Annotated in this window: 22 protein-coding genes; 2 read left to right on the top strand and 20 right to left on the bottom strand. The window is 66.6% G+C overall.

The window, feature by feature from the left end; genetic code table 11:
* Positions 1–3: 3 nt before the first annotated feature.
* Both eda and IGS60_RS17260 read left to right on the top strand, forming a co-directional pair.
* On the top strand, positions 4–633 hold the full coding sequence (gene eda, locus IGS60_RS17255; protein ID WP_070222407.1) for a bifunctional 4-hydroxy-2-oxoglutarate aldolase/2-dehydro-3-deoxy-phosphogluconate aldolase: 630 nt from the start codon (positions 4–6) through the stop codon (positions 631–633).
* Positions 634–695: 62 nt separating this feature from the next.
* Positions 696–1,208 carry a hypothetical protein gene (locus IGS60_RS17260; protein ID WP_081345913.1) on the top strand — a complete coding sequence of 171 codons (513 nt, stop codon included), beginning with the start codon at positions 696–698 and terminating at the stop codon, positions 1,206–1,208.
* 8 nt (positions 1,209–1,216) lie between these two features.
* On the opposite strand, the gene IGS60_RS17265 is transcribed toward IGS60_RS17260, so the two are convergent.
* The 20 genes from IGS60_RS17265 to IGS60_RS28480 all read right to left on the bottom strand — a co-directional run bounded on the left by IGS60_RS17265 (position 1,217) and on the right by IGS60_RS28480 (position 19,158).
* Positions 1,217–2,248, bottom strand: coding sequence for a LytR C-terminal domain-containing protein (locus tag IGS60_RS17265; protein ID WP_230505637.1), 1,032 nt, complete (start codon positions 2,246–2,248; stop codon positions 1,217–1,219).
* 13 nt (positions 2,249–2,261) lie between these two features.
* A complete protein-coding gene (locus IGS60_RS17270) occupies positions 2,262–3,209 on the bottom strand; it encodes a type II secretion system F family protein (RefSeq protein ID WP_070222413.1) in 948 nt (315 codons plus the stop codon).
* 19 nt (positions 3,210–3,228) lie between these two features.
* The gene (locus tag IGS60_RS17275) at positions 3,229–4,203 is read right to left on the bottom strand and encodes a type II secretion system F family protein (protein WP_230505638.1); all 975 of its coding nucleotides are present in this window, start codon (positions 4,201–4,203) and stop codon (positions 3,229–3,231) included.
* A 10-nt stretch (positions 4,204–4,213) separates the two neighbouring features.
* Positions 4,214–5,581 carry a CpaF family protein gene (locus IGS60_RS17280; protein WP_070222417.1) on the bottom strand — a complete coding sequence of 456 codons (1,368 nt, stop codon included), beginning with the start codon at positions 5,579–5,581 and terminating at the stop codon, positions 4,214–4,216.
* Positions 5,582–5,634: 53 nt separating this feature from the next.
* Positions 5,635–6,786, bottom strand: a complete 1,152-nt coding sequence (locus IGS60_RS17285; protein WP_070222419.1) for an AAA family ATPase — start codon at positions 6,784–6,786, stop codon at positions 5,635–5,637.
* Between the two features lie 36 nt (positions 6,787–6,822).
* Complete coding sequence (locus tag IGS60_RS17290; protein WP_070222421.1) at positions 6,823–7,341, bottom strand: TadE/TadG family type IV pilus assembly protein; 519 nt, start codon at positions 7,339–7,341, stop codon at positions 6,823–6,825.
* 10 nt (positions 7,342–7,351) lie between these two features.
* Positions 7,352–7,819, bottom strand: coding sequence for a TadE/TadG family type IV pilus assembly protein (locus IGS60_RS17295; RefSeq protein ID WP_230505639.1), 468 nt, complete (start codon positions 7,817–7,819; stop codon positions 7,352–7,354).
* A 7-nt stretch (positions 7,820–7,826) separates the two neighbouring features.
* Positions 7,827–9,377, bottom strand: a complete 1,551-nt coding sequence (locus tag IGS60_RS17300) for a TadE/TadG family type IV pilus assembly protein (protein ID WP_230505640.1) — start codon at positions 9,375–9,377, stop codon at positions 7,827–7,829.
* A 46-nt stretch (positions 9,378–9,423) separates the two neighbouring features.
* Positions 9,424–9,708 (bottom strand): hypothetical protein, encoded by a 285-nt coding sequence (locus tag IGS60_RS17305; protein ID WP_070222427.1) that lies wholly within the window; start codon positions 9,706–9,708, stop codon positions 9,424–9,426.
* 9 nt (positions 9,709–9,717) lie between these two features.
* Positions 9,718–11,319: a type II and III secretion system protein family protein gene (locus IGS60_RS17310; protein ID WP_230505641.1), complete on the bottom strand. Its 1,602-nt coding sequence runs from the start codon at positions 11,317–11,319 to the stop codon at positions 9,718–9,720.
* Between the two features lie 22 nt (positions 11,320–11,341).
* Positions 11,342–12,190 carry a Flp pilus assembly protein CpaB gene (gene cpaB, locus IGS60_RS17315; RefSeq protein WP_230505642.1) on the bottom strand — a complete coding sequence of 283 codons (849 nt, stop codon included), beginning with the start codon at positions 12,188–12,190 and terminating at the stop codon, positions 11,342–11,344.
* Positions 12,187–13,533: an ATP-binding protein gene (locus IGS60_RS17320; protein ID WP_230505643.1), complete on the bottom strand. Its 1,347-nt coding sequence runs from the start codon at positions 13,531–13,533 to the stop codon at positions 12,187–12,189. Before IGS60_RS17320 ends, cpaB begins: the two co-directional genes overlap by 4 nt.
* A 31-nt stretch (positions 13,534–13,564) precedes the next feature.
* Positions 13,565–14,185, bottom strand: coding sequence for an isoprenylcysteine carboxylmethyltransferase family protein (locus IGS60_RS17325; protein ID WP_070222435.1), 621 nt, complete (start codon positions 14,183–14,185; stop codon positions 13,565–13,567).
* A gap of 40 nt (positions 14,186–14,225) precedes the next feature.
* On the bottom strand, positions 14,226–14,813 hold the full coding sequence (locus IGS60_RS17330; RefSeq protein WP_218069339.1) for a prepilin peptidase: 588 nt from the start codon (positions 14,811–14,813) through the stop codon (positions 14,226–14,228).
* Positions 14,810–15,880, bottom strand: a complete 1,071-nt coding sequence (locus IGS60_RS17335) for a phosphatase PAP2 family protein (protein WP_230505644.1) — start codon at positions 15,878–15,880, stop codon at positions 14,810–14,812. The genes IGS60_RS17330 and IGS60_RS17335 overlap by 4 nt, the downstream gene beginning before the upstream one ends.
* On the bottom strand, positions 15,877–16,050 hold the full coding sequence (locus IGS60_RS17340; RefSeq protein ID WP_071650227.1) for a Flp family type IVb pilin: 174 nt from the start codon (positions 16,048–16,050) through the stop codon (positions 15,877–15,879). Before IGS60_RS17340 ends, IGS60_RS17335 begins: the two co-directional genes overlap by 4 nt.
* A 94-nt stretch (positions 16,051–16,144) precedes the next feature.
* Entirely contained in the window at positions 16,145–16,318 is a 174-nt protein-coding gene (locus IGS60_RS17345; protein WP_070222439.1) for a Flp family type IVb pilin, read from the bottom strand.
* Between the two features lie 75 nt (positions 16,319–16,393).
* A complete protein-coding gene (locus IGS60_RS17350) occupies positions 16,394–16,540 on the bottom strand; it encodes a hypothetical protein (RefSeq protein ID WP_230505645.1) in 147 nt (48 codons plus the stop codon).
* A gap of 252 nt (positions 16,541–16,792) precedes the next feature.
* Complete coding sequence (locus tag IGS60_RS17355; RefSeq protein ID WP_070222441.1) at positions 16,793–17,494, bottom strand: response regulator transcription factor; 702 nt, start codon at positions 17,492–17,494, stop codon at positions 16,793–16,795.
* Complete coding sequence (locus IGS60_RS28480) at positions 17,491–19,158, bottom strand: sensor histidine kinase (protein ID WP_139142972.1); 1,668 nt, start codon at positions 19,156–19,158, stop codon at positions 17,491–17,493. Before IGS60_RS28480 ends, IGS60_RS17355 begins: the two co-directional genes overlap by 4 nt.
* Positions 19,159–19,226 lie beyond the last annotated feature (68 nt).

Consider the following 19,226-nt stretch of genomic DNA (forward strand, 5'->3'; position numbering starts at 1 on the left):
GAGATGACCATGACACTACTGGAAATTATGCGCACCTCGAGCGTGATCCCCGTGATTGCGATCGACGATCCTGAACACGCCGTACCGCTGGCGCGCGCGCTGGTGGCGGGCGGCATCCGCGTGCTGGAAGTGACCCTGCGCACCAAGCACGGCCTCGAAGCGATCCGCGCCATGTCGGCCGTGCCGGGCGCCATCGTCGGCGTGGGTACCTTGACCCGTCCCGAGGAATTCGTGCAGGCACGTGATGCGGGCGCCGTCTTCGGCGTTTCGCCGGGCCTGACGTCGGCCCTGGTGGCGGCGGCGAAAAGCAGCGGCCTGCCCTTGCTGCCAGGCGTGATGACGCCAGGCGAAGTGATGGCGGCGCGTGAAAACGGCTTCCAGCAGCTGAAACTGTTCCCGGCCGTACCGGCGGGCGGCATCGGCATGCTCAACGCGATCTACGGCCCGCTGCCGGACATCACCTTCTGCCCGACGGGCGGCATCTCGCAAGAGACGGCGTCGCAGTTCCTGGCGTGCAAGAACGTCGCCTGCGTGGGCGGCTCGTGGCTGACGCCGAAAGACGCGATCGCGGCCGGCAACTGGGACCGCATCACGGAAATCGCCAAGGCGGCCAGCGGTCTTCGATTGGCTTAAGCAGTACTGGCGCGGCAGGCTTTACGCTTGCCGCGCTTTCTTCTCTTCTTCTTATGCGAGTCTTGCGCCGCCCCCTCACCATCGGCGAAACCGCCATGGCCCGCAGCGTCTTCCAGGGCGCCATCGACTACGCGCGCGTGCGCGTCGTGCGCGGCTCCTTTTTACCGTTCGGCCTGCAGGACCAGAACACGGCCATGACGCCGCGCGGCAGCCTGCATTTCATGCCGGCCCAGTACCGCGACGATTTTTCCCGCGAAGGCAACAGCGGCAAGCTGTTTTTCATCCACGAAATGGTGCACGTGTGGCAGTACCAGCTCGGCTACGGCGTGCTGCTGCATGGCGTGCTGCTGGCGCTGCGCGGCGGCTACATCGGGCAACGGGCCTACCGCTACGATGCGCAGGCCGGCGGCGTCCTGTCCGACTTCAACATGGAGCAGCAGGGCGACATCATCGCCCACTACTTCGGCGCGCGCCAGCTGGGCATTCCCGCCTACGTGGCGAAGCTGCCGCAGCTGCAGGATATCCTGCAGGGCTTCCTGATCAACCCCGCCGACCGCCGCCTGCTGCCGCGCTGATGCCGCCGTTACTGCGCGTTCGAAGCCAGGCGCACGTCCGGTGCGCGCAGGCTGGCCGCCGCATCCTTGCCCAGCAATAAACGCAGGTCGGCGCCCGCGCCGATGCCGCTGTCGTCGGCCGCTTGCAGCTGCCGCATGCCGCCCAAGGCCAGCGCCAGGGCGGCCGCTGCCTCGGCGTGCCCGGGACGGTAGACGATGCTGCTGGCCTGGATGCCGTACGGCCGCTGGTTGCCCAGCCGCAGCACGCTGATGCCCATGCTGCCCAGCATGCCGCGCATGCGCGCCGCCATCCCGGTTTCTCCATTGCCGTTGATGACTTCCAGCCGTGGCAGCGGCGCCGCCGGCGCCACCGGTTTTGCCGGGACTGGCACGGTGGTGCGCGCCGCCACGGGAGCGTCGCGCCAGCTCAGCGCAAAGATATTCGGCTGCAATTGCGTCAGCTGCAGGCGGCTGGCGGGCGCCGCCGGCATGGGCGCAGGCGCCAGGTCGGGCGCGATGGCGTCCGCGGTGGCATCGATGGCATCGACTGTGCTGACGCTGCGCGCCAGCGCCGCGATAGCCAGGTCCAGGTTGGCGCGCGCCGGCTGCTGGCCATTGTCGAGCTGCAGCGACTGGCGCAGCACGCTGGCCCCCTGGGCGTAGTCGCCCTGCAGGTACAGCACGTAGCCGAGGTTGTTGTAGGTCCGGGCCGTCGGCGCCTCTTGCGCCAGCGCCTGCAGCATGGCGCGCGCCGTTTCCAGCTGGCCCAGCTGCGCGTGCAGCACGGCGGCGCCATTGCGCGCGTCGGCCGAGTCGGGCTCAAGCAGCATCGCTTCGCGGTAGGCGGCCATCGCCGCGCGCGGATCGCCCAGTTCCTGCATGCGCTTGCCCAGCTTGCAGAACGCGGCGCTGCGGGCGGCGGGGCTGTCAATGCTGCGCGCCTGGGGCGGGGCGGCGTGATTGGCCTGGCTGTGCTGGCTGGCGGGACCGGGGAGGTGGCCGCAGGCGGGCAGCAGGCCGGCGCAGGCGAGCATGAGCATCAGGGTGGTGTGCTGTGACATGGCGGTTCTCCGGTCAGCTGCCGCTGCCCATGCTGGGCAGGAGCACGCGGTAAATTTGCAGGAAGGCTGGCCCCATCAGGACGACCAGCAGCGAAGGGAAGATGAAAAAGATCAGCGGGAACAGCAGCTTGAGGGCGATCTTCGCCGCTTCTTCCTCGGCCATCTGGCGGCGCTTGGTGCGCAGCTGGTCCGACTGCACGCGCAGCGAGGCGGCGATGCTGGTGCCGAAGCGCTCGGCCTGGATCAGCATGGCCACCAGCGCGTCGACATCCTCGACGCCCGTGCGCAGGGCCAGGTTGCGCAGCGCCCGCTCCTTGGTGTTACCGGCGCGCAGTTCCAGCATCACCAGATGCAATTCCTCGGCCAGCACGGCGCTTTTCAGGGCGATCTCGGCCGCCACCCGGGCCAGCGCCGCATCCATGGCCAGGCCCGCTTCCACGCACACCGTCATCAGGTCCAGCGCATCGGGAAAGCTTTCGAAGATATCGCGCTGGCGCCGCTTGATCATTTGTGCCAGCACGATATTGGGCAGGTAGTAGCCGATGGCGGCCACGATCAGCAGCCAGAACAGCAGCGCCTTGCCCGCCATCTGGCTGCCCGAGGCGCTCAGTCCCAGGAACAGCAGCAGGGGCAGGCCGATGGCCAGCATGGTCTTGGCGGAAAAGAACAGGATGGGCGCCGATGCCTGGCGCAGGCCGGCATTCATGAAGCGCCGGCGCATCACCGAGCCTTCCCAGCCCTGCTCGGGCAGCGACAGTCTGGCCAGGGGGCCGCTCAGGCGCACCATGCGCGCCAGCCAGGGGCTGGGCGCCGATGCGCCGGGCGCCGCCGCGCTCTTGCCGGTGGCGTTGTCCATGCGCTGGCGCAAGGGATCGGGCGCAAAGCTGCGCATGGCCACCAGCACGGTGCCGAAGACGGCAATGAAGAGCAGGGCGAGAAAGGCGATATGCACGGGATTCATGAGGGTTCTCCTTGCGGGCTCAGACGCGGATGCGGATGATATTGCGCATGACCAGGATGCCGCACGCCATCATCACCAGGGCGCCGGCGAGCATCTTGCGTCCGCCCGGGTCGACGAACAGCATTTCCAGGAACTGCGGATTGGTCAGGTGGATCATGGCCGCCGCGCCGAAGGGCAGCAGCGACAGGATCCAGGCCGACAGCTTGCCTTCGGCCGACAGCACGCGTACCTGCCCCAGCAGCTTGATGCGCTCGCGGATGATGCGGCTGATGCTATCGAGCAGTTCGGCCAGGTTGCCGCCCGTTTCGCGCTGGATCAGCACGGCGATGACGAAGTAGCGCAAGTCCGTGCTGGGCACGCGCGTGGCCAGGTTCATCAGGGCGTCCTGCATGGCGATGCCGAAATTGACTTCGTCGAAGGTGGCGCGAAATTCCACGGCCAGCGGCGCGTTCATTTCATCGCCGACCATTTTCAGGGCGGTGGGGAAGGCATGGCCGGCGCGCAGCGCGCGCGCCATCAGATCCAGCGCGTCGGGCAATTGCTGCTCGATGCGCTGCAGGCGCTTGGCCTTGGCGCGCAAGACCACCAGCAGCGGCAGCAAGGCCGCGCCGGCCACCAGCGGCAGGAGCAGCAGCCACGGCACACTGAGGTAGCTGAGCAGCAAAAATGCGGCGCCGGCCGTGGCCAGCATCACGCCGGCGAAGCTGGCCACGCTCCAGCTCAGGCCCGACTGCTCCAGCAGGCGGTCGAGCGCATGCACGCGGGGCACGCTGAGCAGCACGCGCTGCAGGGCCGGGGTGTCGCTCAGCAGGCGCTTCTTGATCATCGAACTGCCCGTGTCGCCATGCGCGCCGGCCGACATGATGCGCAGGCGGCGCGCGACCCTTTCCGCTTCCGGGCCGCGCGAGGTGTTCCATGCCAGGTACACGCCCTCGATCAGCAGCACCACGGCGATGAAGGTGAGGATGGCGAATACGTAATAGAGATAGTCCATGATGCTCCCCTTAATGGTACTGGCGGGCGGGATCGAACAGGGTTTCCGGCAGGCTGATGCCGAAGGCGCGCAGGCGTTCCAGGAAACGCGGCCGCACGCCGCTGGCATGGAAATGCCCCTGCACCGTGCCGTCCTCGCCGATGCCTGTCTGGCGGAAGGTGAAGATTTCCTGCATGGTGATCATCTCGCCCTCCATGCCCGTGATTTCCTGGATCGACGTGACCTTGCGCTTGCCGTCCGTCAGGCGCGATACCTGCACCACCACGCTGATGGCTGAACTGATCTGCTGGCGCATGGCTTTCACGGGCAGGGCAGCGGAAGCCATGCTGATCATGTTTTCCAGCCGCGTCAGCGCGTCGCGCGGGGTGTTCGCGTGGATGGTGGCCATCGAGCCTTCATGGCCCGTGTTCATGGCGCCCAGCATGTCGAGCGCCTCGGCGCCGCGCACCTCGCCCAGGATGATGCGGTCGGGGCGCATGCGCAGCGCGTTGCGCACCAGCGCCCTTTGCGTTACCTCGCCCTTGCCCTCGATGTTCGCGGGCCGCGTTTCCAGGCGTACCACGTGCGGCTGCTGCATCTGCAGTTCGGCCGCGTCCTCGATGGTGACGATGCGTTCGGCCGTGCTGATGAAACCGGAAATCGCATTGAGCATGGTGGTCTTTCCGCTGCCCGTGCCGCCCGAGATCAGGATGTTGACCTTGGCCTTGCCCAGCGCCTGCAGGGTGGTGCTCATTTCCTCCGTCAGGCTGTGCTTGAGCAGCAGGTCGGCCAGGCGCAGGGGCTGGGCCGAGAAGCGCCGGATCGACATCACGGGGCCGTCGATGGCCAGCGGCGGGATGATGGCGTTCACGCGCGAACCGTCGGGCAGGCGCGCATCGACCATGGGGCTCGATTCATCGATGCGCCGGCCCACGCGCGAGACGATCTTGTCGATGATCTTCATCAGGTGGGCGTCGTCGGTGAAGCAGACGTCGCTCAGCTCCAGGCGGCCATGGCGCTCGACATACACCTGGCGGTAGGTGTTGACGAGGATATCGGACACGCCGGGATCGGCCAGCAGCGGTTCGAGCGGGCCGAAGCCGAGCACCTCGTCCTGGATGTCGCGGATCAGCGAGCGCCGTTCCAGCTCGTTGATCACCACATTGTCTTCCGTGAGCACGTCGCTGACGAGGATTTTCAGCTCTTCGCGGATCTGCTCGCGCGACAGGCGCTGCATGCCCTCCAGGTCGACGCGGTCGAGCAGCGCCTGGTGGGTGCGGTGCTTGAGCTGCTGGTAGCTGTGGCTCGCTGCGCCCTGGTGCGCGGCATCGTCATTCAGGCTGGCGTCATCCTGGGCATAGCCCAGGCGGTCCCGCAGGGTGAGTTTTTCGGCAGTCATGGTCGGTCTCCGGTGAGTGGGGCGGTATCAGGCTCGAGGATCAGGCTGGAGCCTCAGGCGCGCGCGAGCAGCCGCGAAACCCAGCTTTGCGCGGCGGGCGGGGTTTCGCCTGCCAGGCTGGCGGCCAGTTCCTGCAGGGCGCGCGAGACGGCGTTGTGCGGCGTCAGCTTGAGGATGGGCACGCCCTGGCTGACGGAGGCCGCCACCGCTTCATAGTGGTTGGGGATGGATTTGTAGACGTGCTTGCCATACGCCGCTTCCAGGTCGGCCACGCGGATGCTGTCGCTGCTGGCATAGCGGTTCAGGATCAGGCGGACCTTGTCTTCGCGGTAGCCGAGGCCGCGGAACACGTCGAGCAGGCGCTTGCCGTCGCGCACATACGGCAAGGTTGCCTGCAGCACGGGGAAGATCAGGTCGGCCCGGTCCAGCGCGCGCACGCTGACGGGGTCGAGTCCCCGTCCCACGTCGAGCAGGATGTAGTCGTACTGGCTGCGCGCCAGGGTCAGCAGCCGGTCGATATGGTCGGCCTCGACGTCGGCCGCATGGGCCGGGTCGTCGGCGGCGGCCAGCACGCTGTAGGCGGGCGTGATCTGGATCATGCTGGCGCTGAGCAGCGAGGCGTCGAGGCGCACGATCTGCTGCGACAGCTGCGACAGGGTGGTGGCCGGCTTGTGGTCCGAGACGAACAGGGCGGCGTCGCCGAACTGCAGATTCAGGTCGAACAGCGCCACCTTGCGCTGTTCGCCGGCGGCCAGCGCGTAGCCGAGGTTGGCGGCGATGAAGGTGGCGCCGCTGCCGCCCTTGCACGAGACGAAGGCCAGCACCTGGCCCTTGCGCGTGACCTGTTTCTGCAGCTTGTCCTCGATGCGGCGCAAGGCGGCGCACAGGGCCGCGTCGTCGTCGGGCTGCAGCACTTCGCGCACGCCGGCGCGCATCGAGCGCAGCAGGAATTGCGGACTTTGCTGCGGACATTGCACGATGATGGCCAGGTTCGGATGGCGCCCGCCCAGCAGTTCGAGCCGCTCCAGTTCCGCCTCGCCCGTCTGCTCCTGCTCCAGCAGCAGCAAGTCCGGCGTGACGCCGTTGTCGAACACATCGGGTATGCTCGCCAGCAGCGAGACGCGGTCGGCCGCGCTGCGTTCGCGCAGCAAACGGGTCAGCCGTTTGAGCTGGGCTTCATTCTTCGAGACGATGACGATATTCACTTGGTACTCCCCGGTAAAGGCATTCGGTAAAGGCGTTCAGTTGATCTGGAAGCCCAGGCTTTCGGCGTGCATGACCACCACCGAGGCTGGCACGGCGATATTCAGAAAACCGAACAGGCTGACCATCGGCGTGTAGCTGACGTTGTCGATCGATACGCGCACGCTGTCGATGCAGCTGGCCGTGCGCGTGATGTCGCCGCAGGCCGACAGGTTGTCGCCCGGGTCAGTCGGCGGCAAGGTCACTTCGGCGCCGCTCTTGTTCAGGTAGCGGATGGTGATGTTGGCAGCCGTCAGTTCGGGCGCGGCCGGCAGGGCCGTGCCGCCGAACAGGGCCAGGGTCTTGACGGCGTCGGTCTGGTCGATCCAGCGCACCACCGCTTCGCGCGCGGCGCGGCGGCTCACTTCCTGCACCGTGTTGTACAGGTACAGCATGCGGCCGAATTCCAGGATGCCGAACAGCAGGGTGAAAAACAGCAGCGACACCAGGGCGAATTCGACGGCGGCGGCGCCGCGCTGGCGCCCGGCTGGAGGAGACGATGAAAGGCGGTGGCGCATGGCGTTCTCCTTACAGCATGTAGCGCATGGTGGTGCGCGGTGCGAGCGGCGTGGCATAGGTGCTGGCTGCGCCGATCACGAAGGGCAGGTACTGGCCCACCGACAGCGTGTAGTTGACGACTTCGACGCGGATGCCGCCCGGCGCCGTGCCGTCGGTACAGCTGCTGTCGTTGAATGCCGCGTCCAGGCAGGTGACCGTCACGTTGGCCGTGGTGAAGTCGCTGATGCCGGCGCTGACGGCCGCATCGGCCACCGTCTGTTTGGCCGCCGGCACGCCCTGCGAGGCGATGCCGGCCTTGGCCTTGACGGACATGTTGCGCGCCGCGTCGCGCGTGGCCTTGTTCAGCGCGTCGTAGTACCAAAAAGCGCGGCCGAAGCCGAAGATGCCGGCCAGCAGGGTGACCAGCAGGGCCAGCACGATGCCGAATTCGACGGCGGCGCCGCCGCGCTGGCTGAGAGGGGAAAGGTGGATGCGCATGGCCGCCTCACTTGTAGAGTTTGATTTCGGAATTCGGCACGGGCTCGATCAGGCCCGCGAATTCGACATCGAGGCGCTTGGTGCCGCCGCTGAAATCGGCTTTCATCGTCATGAAGAATTTGCCGATGCCCACCGCGTTCATGGTGCCGCACGAAGCCGGCCCCACGGGCGCCGTGCGGCAGTCGACCAGCACCACGTTGAGGATGCGGCGGTTGCGCTGGCCCGGATGGGCCACCGATGGCGCCTGGAACGTGGGGCCGCTGGTCTGGTTGTATGGCGCAGGCGGCGTACTGGCAGGAAAGCCTGCGCCGGCGCTGACGGGGTAGCTGGCCGTGTCGAAGTAATTCGCCTTGGCCGTGCTGTACATGGGGTTGGCGTTGCCGTCCGCGACGCTGTAGGCCGTGCCGGCCTTGGCCGGGGTGGCGCCATTGCTTTGGTAGGCGGGGCCGTAGGACCACAGCACGCCGTAGCCGGCGAACTGCGCGAACGTGGCCGACGGTGCCGGGACGGGACCGGCTGACGGCAGCTGGTAATTCGGTTTGTTGCCGGCCAGGCTGACGGGCTGCTGGCTGGGCAAGGTGCTGGCGCCCGCTTCCATCCAGTTGGCGGGCGGCGAGCTGGCGGCGGTGGCTGCGCAGGGCGAGGCGGCGCCCACGCATGGATATTCCTTGATGTTGGTGTCGGGCGGCGCCGTCGCAGGGTCGCACACGGAGGGGCCGCCGTAATCGTCGAAGCGCGAATTGAGCGAGGCGGCCAGCGACGCCGTCAGCCCCGTGTTCGTGTAGACCTGGCCCGTGCCGCTGGTGATGACGGCGCTGCTGCCCGTGCACATGAATGGCGCGGTGGAGGCGGCGCTCGCGTGCGAGGCGCTGCAGGTGCCGGGCGGCGCGTCGACGGGGTTGATCAGGTAGGGATCGGACGGGCCGCCCAGCGGATTGAGGCCGAACAGGTTGTAGGTGACGCCGCGGCGAAAGCCGAATTCCACCAGTTCCGTCAGGCCCGTGCCGGCCGGCGCGGCCGGATACGTGTATTGCGCCGTCTTGTTGGCCGGATCGACGGCGCACACGCCGATCGGCGTGACGTCGTTGACGAAGCGTCCCGCCACGGCCACGCCCGAGGTGCTGGTGCTGGCGATGCCGGCGATGCCCATCAGGTAGGTGGCGAAGGTCTTGCTGCCCGTGTCGACCTGGATGAAGGTCATTCCCTGCGGGCTGGTGCGGGCGCTGGCGCCGGACGACCAGGGACCGTCCGGGCTGGGGCCGAAGCTGATGTTGGCGGCCGTGATGGTCAGCGCGGTGGAAAAATCGTAGCGGTTCTTTTGCGCGATGGCGATGGCCTTCGTCTGCGCGTTGTCGATGCCGTCCGCGCTTTGATTGAGTTCCACGGCGCCGGCCAGGGCGGCGCTGTCGGCGCCGTTCTGCAGCTCCGTCTTGGCGATGTACAGGTGGCCCAGGTCCAGCACCAGGCCGCCCATGGCAAACAGCACCACCAGGGTCAGCCCCAGCACGATGGCGATCGCGCCGTGCTGCTTGTCGTGCCTGCGAAATGCGGTCTTCATGGCTGTCTCCTGGTGGCCTGGGGGGAGTGCGTCGCGAAACTGGCGCCTACTGGCGTCCGCCCACGCCGATGGTGAAGACATTCGGTTGCGGTTCCGGCGCGGCGAACGATTTCTGGTAGCGCTGATAGGCGCTGGCGCCGGCCTTGCCGTCGATGCCGCTGACGGGGTCCATGTTGCGGTAGGCGTCCGGATACATGATCTGCTGTGCCTTGAGCAGGGCCACCGATTCGCCGAAGTGGGAATCGAGCACGGGCGTGGTGGTGGCGGCGCAACCGGCTAACAGCAATAGCGACAGCAGGGTGGCGCAAGGCAGGCAATGTGCGGTTTTCATGGTGTTCTCCTATTTGAGGTCGAAGCCGGCGGCGGACTGGGGCGCGGCCGCTTGCGGCTGCATGGGCGCTGCCGGCGCTGCGGGGGCGGCAGCAGGAGTGGGCGCGCTGCCTTCCATTTTTCCCTGCATGAACATGTCGCCGCGCGTCGGCTGGATGTAGCCGTCGGTGGGCAGCTTGTAGTCGGCCGGCAGCGGCTTGACCAGGTGCGGCGTGATGATGAAGACCAGTTCCGAACGGTCCGTCTGGAAGTCCGTGCTGCGGAACAGGGCGCCCAGCACGGGCACTTCGCCCAGGCCTGGCAGGGCCTTGATATTGCTGGTCACGTTGTTCTTGATCAGGCCGCCGATGGCGAAGCTCTGGCCGTCGAACAGCTGCACCGTGGTGGTGGCGCGCCGCGTCGTAAACGAGGGCAGGATGGCCGTGGCCGAGATGCCTGTGGCGGTGATGCCGATGCCGTCCTTGTTCAGGTCCGACACTTCCGGCGCCACCTTCAGGTTGATGCGTCCCCCTTCGAGCACGGTGGGCGTGAATTTCACGGCCACGCCGAACTCCTTCTCTTCCAGGGTGATGGTGGGCACGCCGTTATTGTTGCTCTGGCTGACGGGGATGAAGATTTTGCCGCCGGCCAGGAAGCTGGCCTCCTGGCCGCTGATGGCCATGATGTTCGGTTCGGCCAGCACCTTGATCAGGCCATCGCGTTTTTGCGCGTCGAGGTTGAAGAAGTTGTTCTTGCTGGCGCCGCTCAAGCCGCTGGGATTGTTGCTGAGCAGGCTGGACAGCAGCGAATACGACCAGCTGCCGATGGTCTTGTTGATGCCCAGGCTGGCGCCCAGCTGGTCGACCAGCACCTTTGACACTTCGGCCACCTTCACTTCCAGCATCACCTGCTGCGGCGCGGCGATCGACAGCAGGTTGATCACGCGCGGTGCGGCCGCATCGGGCGTGGCGGCGGGAGCGGCAGCGGCGGCGCCCGCGCCTGCGGCTGGCGCGGCGCCGGAGCTGGCCGCGCCGCTGCGGGCGCTGCGCTGCACATAGGCGTTGGCCAGCGACAGGGCCTGGTCGGCCTTGACGACGTCGCTGACCATGCCCGACAGGATCAGGGTGTCGCCCGCCACCGTGACGTGGATTTTTTCGTTCGGCAGCAGTTCTGCCATGCGTGCCTGCAGGCTGCTGCTGTCGATGCCGACGGCCAGGTCGATGATGGTGGCGTCATTGCTCTTGTTCCACAGGATCAGGTTGGTGGTGCCGACGGAACGCCCCAGCAGGTACACCTCGTTGGGATTGAGCAGGATGACGTCGGCGATGCGCGGGTCGCCGACGGACATGCGGCTGGCGGCGAACGGCAGGCGCATCAGGGTCGACTTGCCTTCGGCCAGGCTCATTTGCGGCGCCATCTCGGTGCGGCCGGCGCGCGATTCGCTTTGCGGCGGCGTGGCCCTGGGCCGGGCGGCGGCCCGGCTGCTCCTGGCGGCGCCCGTGTCGGTGCCGGCGGCGGTGGCGGCAGCGGCGACGGGTTCGCCGCGTGCCTGGGGCGCCAGGGCGCCGATCATGGCGAGGGCAAGCGCCAGGCTCAGTACCCGGCTTCCGCTTGCTGTGCAATATGTGCTCATGGCGTGACTCCTCTGGTGCAGGTTAGAATTGTTGGGAGCTGCGTTCCAGCCCCTTGATGACATCGACGCGTGGACCGGCTTGAGGCGCGGGTGCGGCGGCGGGACGGCGGCGTGGCAGCGGCTTGGCTTGCACCATGGCGGAGGGGGCGGCCATGGCGACCTTTTCATCGAGCAAGCTGGACTTGGTGGCGCCTTCCGTGTTGACGGGCTTGTCCTCGACCTGATTGCGCAGCACCAGCGACAGGGTGCCCACGCTGCGCGCCAGGTCGAGTTTTTCAGCCTGGTCCGGCGTCAGCTCCAGGGTCACGGCGTTGACCACCTTGGGCTTGGTGTCGTCGCGGCTCGATTCCTGGGCGATGGCCAGCACGAGGATGCGTTCGAGCACGATCTTGGAAATGTTCGGATCGCGGTCTGGCGTCTTGCGGGCCCCTTCGCCCTGGGTGTTGACGAGGATGTCGACGAAGTTGCCGGGCAGGGCGAAGCCGGCCACGCCCACCACGTCGTTGACGCGCACGGTCATGGCGCGCTTGCCTTCGGCGACGACGGCCGACAGGCCGCCTTGCGTGCCGGGAGGCGCCAGCTTGCCTTCCATGATCGGTTCGCCGTGCTGGATGCTGGTGCGCGTGACGCGCGTTTCCAGCAGTTTCGGATCGTTGATGGCACCGGGCGGCAGCGCGTTCGATGGCCAGTCGACCATGCGCACCATGTCGGGCGTGAGACGCGCCCCCAGGCTGATGTCGACCTGGGCCACGGCCACCTTGTTGATGTTGCCCGAGGCTTGGGCATTGATCCAGCGCGCGGCCACGATGACCGCGGCGAACGCCAGGATGACCGCAATGGCCATCATCGTCAGAGCGCGTGCGTTTCTCATTTTGCTTCCCCTTTGTGCTGGACCGCTGCCGGTCCGGTGTGTGTGCTTGCGAGGTCGTTATCGCTGCCGAAATAGTTTTGCCATGCCCAGAACAGGACTTCCGGAGACAGTTGCGCCGGGTGGTCTTCATAACGCGCCTGGTCGCAGACCTGCGCGAGGATGTCGCGCGGATAGCAGGCGAGCAAGGGCCGCTTGTAGAGGCTATGCAGGTGCAGCAGGTAGGTGTAGGAAGCTTCGTCGAAATTGATGCCCAGCTGGGCGCAGGTGCTGCGGAACACGGCCAGGTAGTGGTAGGCGCTCAGGGGACCCACATGGATCTTGTAGCCGATGCGGCGCAGAAAGGAATCGTCGGCCAGCTGCTGCGGCGCCAGGTTCGACGAGAACACGACGATGACGTCGAAGGGCACGGGGAATTTGTAGCCCGTGTGCAGCGACAGGTAATCGATGTGGCGCGCCATCGGCACGATCCAGCGGTTCATCAGTTCCACGGGCGAGCAGCGCTGGCGGCCCAGGTCGTCGATGATGAAGATGCCGTTGTTGGCCTTCAGGTGCGGCGGCGCCTGGTACAGGCGGGTGCCCTGGTCGAATTGCAGGTCCAGCATGTCGAGCGTCAGCTCGCCGCCCGTCAGCACGGCGGGGCGTTCGGCGCGCACCCAGCGCGGGTCGGATGGCACGCGGCCTTTGTTTGACAGGGTGTGCAGCATGGGATCGAGGAAGGGCAGCACTTCGCCGTCGACCATCACGGCATGGGGCAGGGCGATGGCGCCGCTGAGCAAGCCGTTCAGGCGCTCGGCCAGGTAGCTCTTGCCGCTGCCGGCGGGGCCGTGAAAGAACAGGGCGCGTCCGGAATTCATGGCTGCGCCCAGCTGGTCGAGCACGGCCGAACTGGCCACCACGTCGCGAAATTCGCGCTGCACGTCGTCGCGCGTGACATGCATGTCGGCCACGCTTTGCGCCAGCACCTGGTTGCTGTAATCGGCCAGGGTGACGGGGGCGGGACCGCTGTAGGCGTTGCGGCGCATGTATTCGGCGGCGCGCAGGCGGCCCTGGTCGCCCAGCAGGTAATACAGGTCGGCGTCGGTGCCGCTGCCGCCGTTGCGGCGCGCTTCGCACAGCTTTTCGGCGCGCATGAAGGTGAGCAGCGGTTCGAGCACGCCGGCGCCCAGTTTCACGTGCGTCGACAGGGCGGGCAGGCCGATCTGGCCGCGCAGGAAGAGTATCTTGACCAGCAGTTCGACCAGGAACAGGAAGGGCAATCCCGTTTCCTCGACCGTGCGTGGCGCGCGCTTGGCCGCCGGTTCGGCGCCGCCGCCGTCGCTGCGTTCTGGATAGGTGTCAGGCATGATGGATACTCCTCGCTCGGATGGCCGGATATCAGAAGATGAAGGGCAGCAGGCGGTACTTCACCTGGCGCATGTAGACGCGGTAGCGCACGTCGGCGGACAGGAAACGCTCTTCGCGCAGCAGGCGCATCACCATCATGCCCATCGTCGCGACATAGATGACGGTGTTGGCGGGCGAAGTGTTGGCCAGCAGGTAGCCGCTCAGGGAAATCAGGTAGCTGGCATATAGCGGATGGCGTATCACGCGGTAGACGCCGCCCGTCTTGATCTCGCGCTGCGCCGCCACCAGGCCGAAGCTGCGGTTCAGCGACAGCAGGCCGGCGATTTGCAGCAGGCTGCCGACGGCCAGCAGATAGCGCGCGCCGGGCCAGATGGCCATGTCGGCGGGGGACAGAAGGAAGGGCGCGAAGGTGGCGCCGATGGCCAGCAGCCAGTCGCCCGCATCGGTGGAGACGCTGACGGGGGCCGAACGCACGATGAAGAACAGGGCGGCCAGGGTTTCGGCGGCGCAGAACAGCAGATAGCTCCAGTCGCCGCTGTGCAGGAATCCCACCACGTGGGCGCTGGCAAAGAACGTCCACAGGCAAGCCATGGCGATGCTGGTGAACAGGCTGGCGTGGCGCGAGTGGCAGAGGGTGGCGAGGGTGTCCATGGTCGAGTCCTAGGGTGGCTGGTCGTCGGAGCGGCGCGTTTCAGCGCAGGCTCCACAGGTGGGTGTATTGCAGGAAGACCTGCAAGCCGGTGCCGCTGGCGATGGCGAAGGCGTAGGCCAGCTTGCCGGTGGCCGGCGGCGGTTCGGCGATCGTGGCGGCGCCGCCGGCCAGGCTGTGCAGCAGCGCGCCCAGCATCATGTGATAGGTATTTTTCAGCACCTGGCGCAGGCGCTGGCCGGCCAGCGCGGCGGCCAGGGCCAGCACGCCGCCGCACAGGAAGGTCAGCAGGGCCGCTTCGAGCACGGCGTCGGGACCGAGGAAGGCGCCGCACATGGCCATCAGCTTGACGTCGCCGGCGCCCAGGGCGCGCAGCAGGTACATGGGCAGCAGCAGGGCCAGTCCGGCGGCGGCGCCGGCCAGCGCCTGCAGCAGTCCCAGGCCGCCGAAGGAGGCGTCGAACAGGCCGGCGCCCGATGGCACGAAGCCGTTGAGGATCAAGCCCGCCAGCGTGCCCCACAACACCAGCCGGTTCGGGATGCGGCGCGTGCGCAGGTCGTGCCACAGGGCGCTGGCGAGCAGGGTGGCCAGCACGGCCAGGCACAGCAGCATGGGCAGGTGGGCGTTCATGACGTCAGTCCTTCCTTGCTCATGCAGGGCGCCGTGGCCATGTGCATGGCCGGTGCCGCGGCCTGGTTGCCCAGCAGCCGTCCCACCAGGCGCCACACCAGCGCCGCGCCGGCCGCACCCACATAGCCGTCAAGCGCATAGTGCCAGCCCAGGTGGATGGAGCCGAGCAGGATCAGCATGGCGAAGGCGGACAGGGCGATCCCTGCGGCGCGGCTGACCTTCCAGCCCATGATGGCCATCAGCACGGCGGTGGCCACATGCATGCTGGGCATGGCGGAGATGCCCAGTTCACCGTTTGCGCCCTTGCTTTGATAGCCTTGCCACAGCATGTCCTGCACCTGCAGGGCCCAGACGGGAACGTGCTGGTTGGCGTCATGCAGGTAGGCCATCAGCGGCGCATACGGATCGCTGGCGTGCAGGTGGCCGTAGTAGCAGGGACCGACCGAGGCAAACAGCACGGCCAGGATGCTGCCCAGGGCGATCCAGGTCAGCGCAAAGCTGAGCAGGAACTGCATGCGCAGCAGCGGGCGGCGCGTGTCGAGGATCAGCCAGTACAGGATAGCGTAGAACAGGAAGAACCAGAAGTGGTAGCTGAAGTTGAGCAAGCCCGTGACGAGCGGGTGGCCCAGCAGCGGCTGCAGCCTTTCCCATGGGGCCATGCCGCCATGCAGCGCCATGTCCCAGGCGGACAGGGTGGCATCCCAGGTGTAGGGATGCAGGCGCGGAATGGCGCCCTTGAAGACGGTGAAGCTGGAGGCGAAGACGGGAATCAGCAGCATGGCCGGCAGCGCGTGCAGCAGGCGCTCGTTGCTCAGGTAGCGGCGCAGATCGTGGTACAGATAGTGGCACAGGCGGTGCGGGCGTTTCATCACCATGACGTGGATGGTGTAGCCGCACAGGATGAAGACGGGACCCGTGAGGATGGCCACGAAGAAGCCGGCCAGCACGTTGAGGATCTCCGATGCGCTGGGCAGGCCGCCGGCCAGCAAGGTCGCGGCGGCGGCGTACAGCAGCACGATCAGCAGCAGGGCGCGGTGGGTGCGCAGCGAGGCGCGCAGGGTGTTCATGACAGGGCCAGGACCACTTGGTCCTTGACGTAGACAAACAGCAGCTTGACCTGGTCGCCCAGCACGGTGATCGTGAGCACCAGCACTGCCGCGATCAGGCCCGCCAGCAACGCGTATTCGATCGCTGTAACGGCGGACTCGTCGGATAAACGGCTGAAGAGAGATTTCACGATGGGCCTCGCTAGGCGGTATCAAGGTGGGCGTGCCGGAAATATGGGGAAGCGTAGTCCGGGCTGGCGCTGGGCCGGCCCGGACGGCACCGCGTCAGGCATTGGCGGTGGTCAGCTTGGTGCCGATGGTGCTGAAGGTTTTTTTCAGCTGTGTGCCGACGATGGTGATGGCGGCGATGATCACCACGGCAATCAGGGCGGCGATCAGGCCATATTCGATTGCGGTGACGCCATCTTCTTCGCGGATAAAGTTTTTGATGAGGTTCATGACAACTCCTGGTGGTGGTTAAGCTACGGCGGTGGGTAAAACGGCATGGCGGTGTTGCTTCCTGTTGCTACGCTCTCATGGGCTTTCGCCCAGTGCGAGCAGTCCGATGATGCACACCACCGCCATGAGGGCCGCCACCAGGGCATAGCGGTAGAACGCAGCCTTTTCCTTGCCCTGCAAATAGGTGATCAGGGCTGTCGGAAGAAACTTGTCAGGGCGCATGCTGTGCTCCGTGTCGTGGTGGGCCGCGCGGTGATTTGCACTCCGGTAAAACCACTATAGAAGTTGGCACCTTGATCTACATCAGAAGAACATCCTTTTATTGCAAGGAGGAATTGCTTGTTTTTTTCGTGACAATTGTCATGGTCGAGTCTGGCGTGCGAGCGCGCGGGCGCAGGCCGCGCCGGTGGCTGGCGAAGGGGGCAGCGGAGGGAGTGCGCGGCCGGGCCGTGGCCGTGCCGGGGGACAGCGGCGTCAGGCGCCGGGCGGCAATTGGCCCAGCTGGTGCTTGGTGGCGTAGGCGTACAGTTCCAGGCGGTTGTATACGCCCAGCTTGCGGTAGATCGACGTCAGGTGGTTGCGCAGGGTGTGTTCGGAGATGAACAGCTGGTCCGCCAGCAGCTTGGCCGGCGTGCCGCTGCCGTGCACCAGCGCGGCGATGATCTTTCTTTCCTTGAGGGTCAGGCTGGCGATGGCGATGGCTTGCGCCGAGCCGCCGCCGGGCTGGGTCAGCTGCGTCAGCATGCGTCCCAGCATCGCGTGTTCCAGCCACAGCTCGCCCTGGTATACCTTTTCGATGGCCTTCAGCACCATCTCCGCCGGCGCATCCTTGCTGACGATGCCGCGCGCGCCTTTCAGCACCGTCTGGTCCAGGACGGCCTGGTCGTGGCTGGCCGTCAGCACCAGCACGCGCGTGCTGCCGCACTGCGCCAGTGCGGGCAGGATGGCCAGCGAGCTGATGCCGCCCAGGTCCAGGTCCAGCACGATCACATCCGGTTGCAGCGCCTTCGCCTGCTCCAGCGCCTCGGCGCTGTCGGACGCCGTGGCGACCACGCGCATGCCCGAGTGCTCGCCGCCGATCAGCCGCTCCAGGCCCCACAGCATGGTCTTGTGATCGTCCACCAGCATGACGCTGATGACATGGCTGGCCGGGGGCGTGTAGCGTAAGTCGTTCATATGGGGATCTCGATCTGCACGGAGGTGTTGCCCAGCATGCCATGCGTGACGCGGGCCGTGCCACCCAGGGCGGCTGCGCGTTCGGCCAGCGAGTCGGGCAGAAAATCGGGGACGTGCGCGGCCGCGCATTCGTTGTCGATGCTGATGTGCAGCGCGCCCTGCACGCAGGTCAGCTTGACGGCGCCGTGGCGCGCCGACGTATGCTTGCGGATATTGCTCATGCCTTCGTTGACGATCTGGAACACCTCGGCCGCCAGGCGGTCGTTGATGTGCAGGTCGCCTTCGATTTGCAGGGCAATGTCGATGCCATAGAATTCGCGGATCTGCGTGGCTTGGCGGCGCAGTGCGACCAGCAGTTCCGGCTCGCTTTGCACCTGGCCGTTCTTGAACGTGCGCGCGTAGCTGCGCAGGTCGGCGATCACCTGGCCCGACATGATGATCAGTTTTTCCAGTTCGGGCAGCAGCGGGTTGCCCGGCGTGGCTTCGTTGCGCAGGGCCGCCAGGCCGTGGCGCAGGCCGATGTACGGCTGCACGGCCGTGTCATGCAGGTCGCGGGCGATCTTTTCGCGCTCGCGCGAGGCCGCCTGCGACGCCAGGCGGTCGAGCAGGTCGATGTTTTCAATGACGGGAAACGCCTGCGCGCCGATATGACTGAGAAACAGGGCATCCGTCTTGCTCATGCTGGTGGCGGAGACGATGAAGATGCGGCCCTTGCCATTGCGCAGGGGCAGCGGTGCGCTGATGAAGGCGTGCGCTTCGAGCAGCTCGGCCAGGCGGTCGCCTGCCGCGTCGTCGTGCCGCAGCCAGCGTCCGCTGTCGGGATCGAGCATGCGCGCGCCGCCTGTCCACGGCAGCCAGCGGCCGGCGGGCTGGTTGTACAAGGCGATTTTATCGTGCGGGAAAGCGAGCAGGGGACTGGCCGCGTCATCGCTGAGGAGCGAGCTGGTGTGCACGACGCCCGTTGCCGTTTGCAGCACGCTGCGCAGCGACCAGACCCGCGTGCCCTTGTCCTGCATGATCAGCAGGCAGCTGCGGCCGTTGAAATAACTGCGGGTTTTTTCCAGTACGGAGGTAATGGTCTGGTCGACGCCGAAGCGCGGATTGGACAGCTGGCTGACATCGCGCAGCAACGCCAGGTGGCTGCGCTGCGTGATGGCCGAACCGCCCCAATAGGCGATCATGTAGCCGAGCGCCAGCAGGAAGGTGGTACGCAGCAGCAGGCGCGACAGCTCCGCATCCGATTCGCCGAACAGGGCCGTGGCGGCGAACAGGCCGGCCGAGGCCAGGGTCACGCGCGCGCCTTCCTCGAAGCCCCGCTGGAACGACGAGGTCAGGATGGCAAAGAAAAAAAACAGGAAGAATAAATTGTTGTGGCTGCTGGTGGAAAACACGATCAGCGCATACCAGGCCACGTCGAGCCAGTACAGCAAGATGTCCTGGGGCAGGCTGAAGCCCAGCACGGCCAGCACGTAGAGCAGCAGGCTGTGCATGGTGTAGGCGGAAAAGATCAGCCAGGTAATCTTGCTCAGCTTGCCGGCGCTTTCGGGGTCGATGAACAGGGTCAGCAAGGTGGCGCTCGACAGCAGCAGGCGCATGCCGTTGACCATGGTCGTATCCATGCCGGCACCCGGCAAGCCGGATCTGAGGGGAGGATCGAGATTCACAAGCGCTCCTGGCCGTGTCCCGCATGGTGAACCATGCGCAGGGATAGATACCACAGATAAATTCTTGT

It is taken from the genome of Janthinobacterium sp. FW305-128 (genome assembly GCF_020858135.1).
Lineage (GTDB): Bacteria > Pseudomonadota > Gammaproteobacteria > Burkholderiales > Burkholderiaceae_D > Janthinobacterium.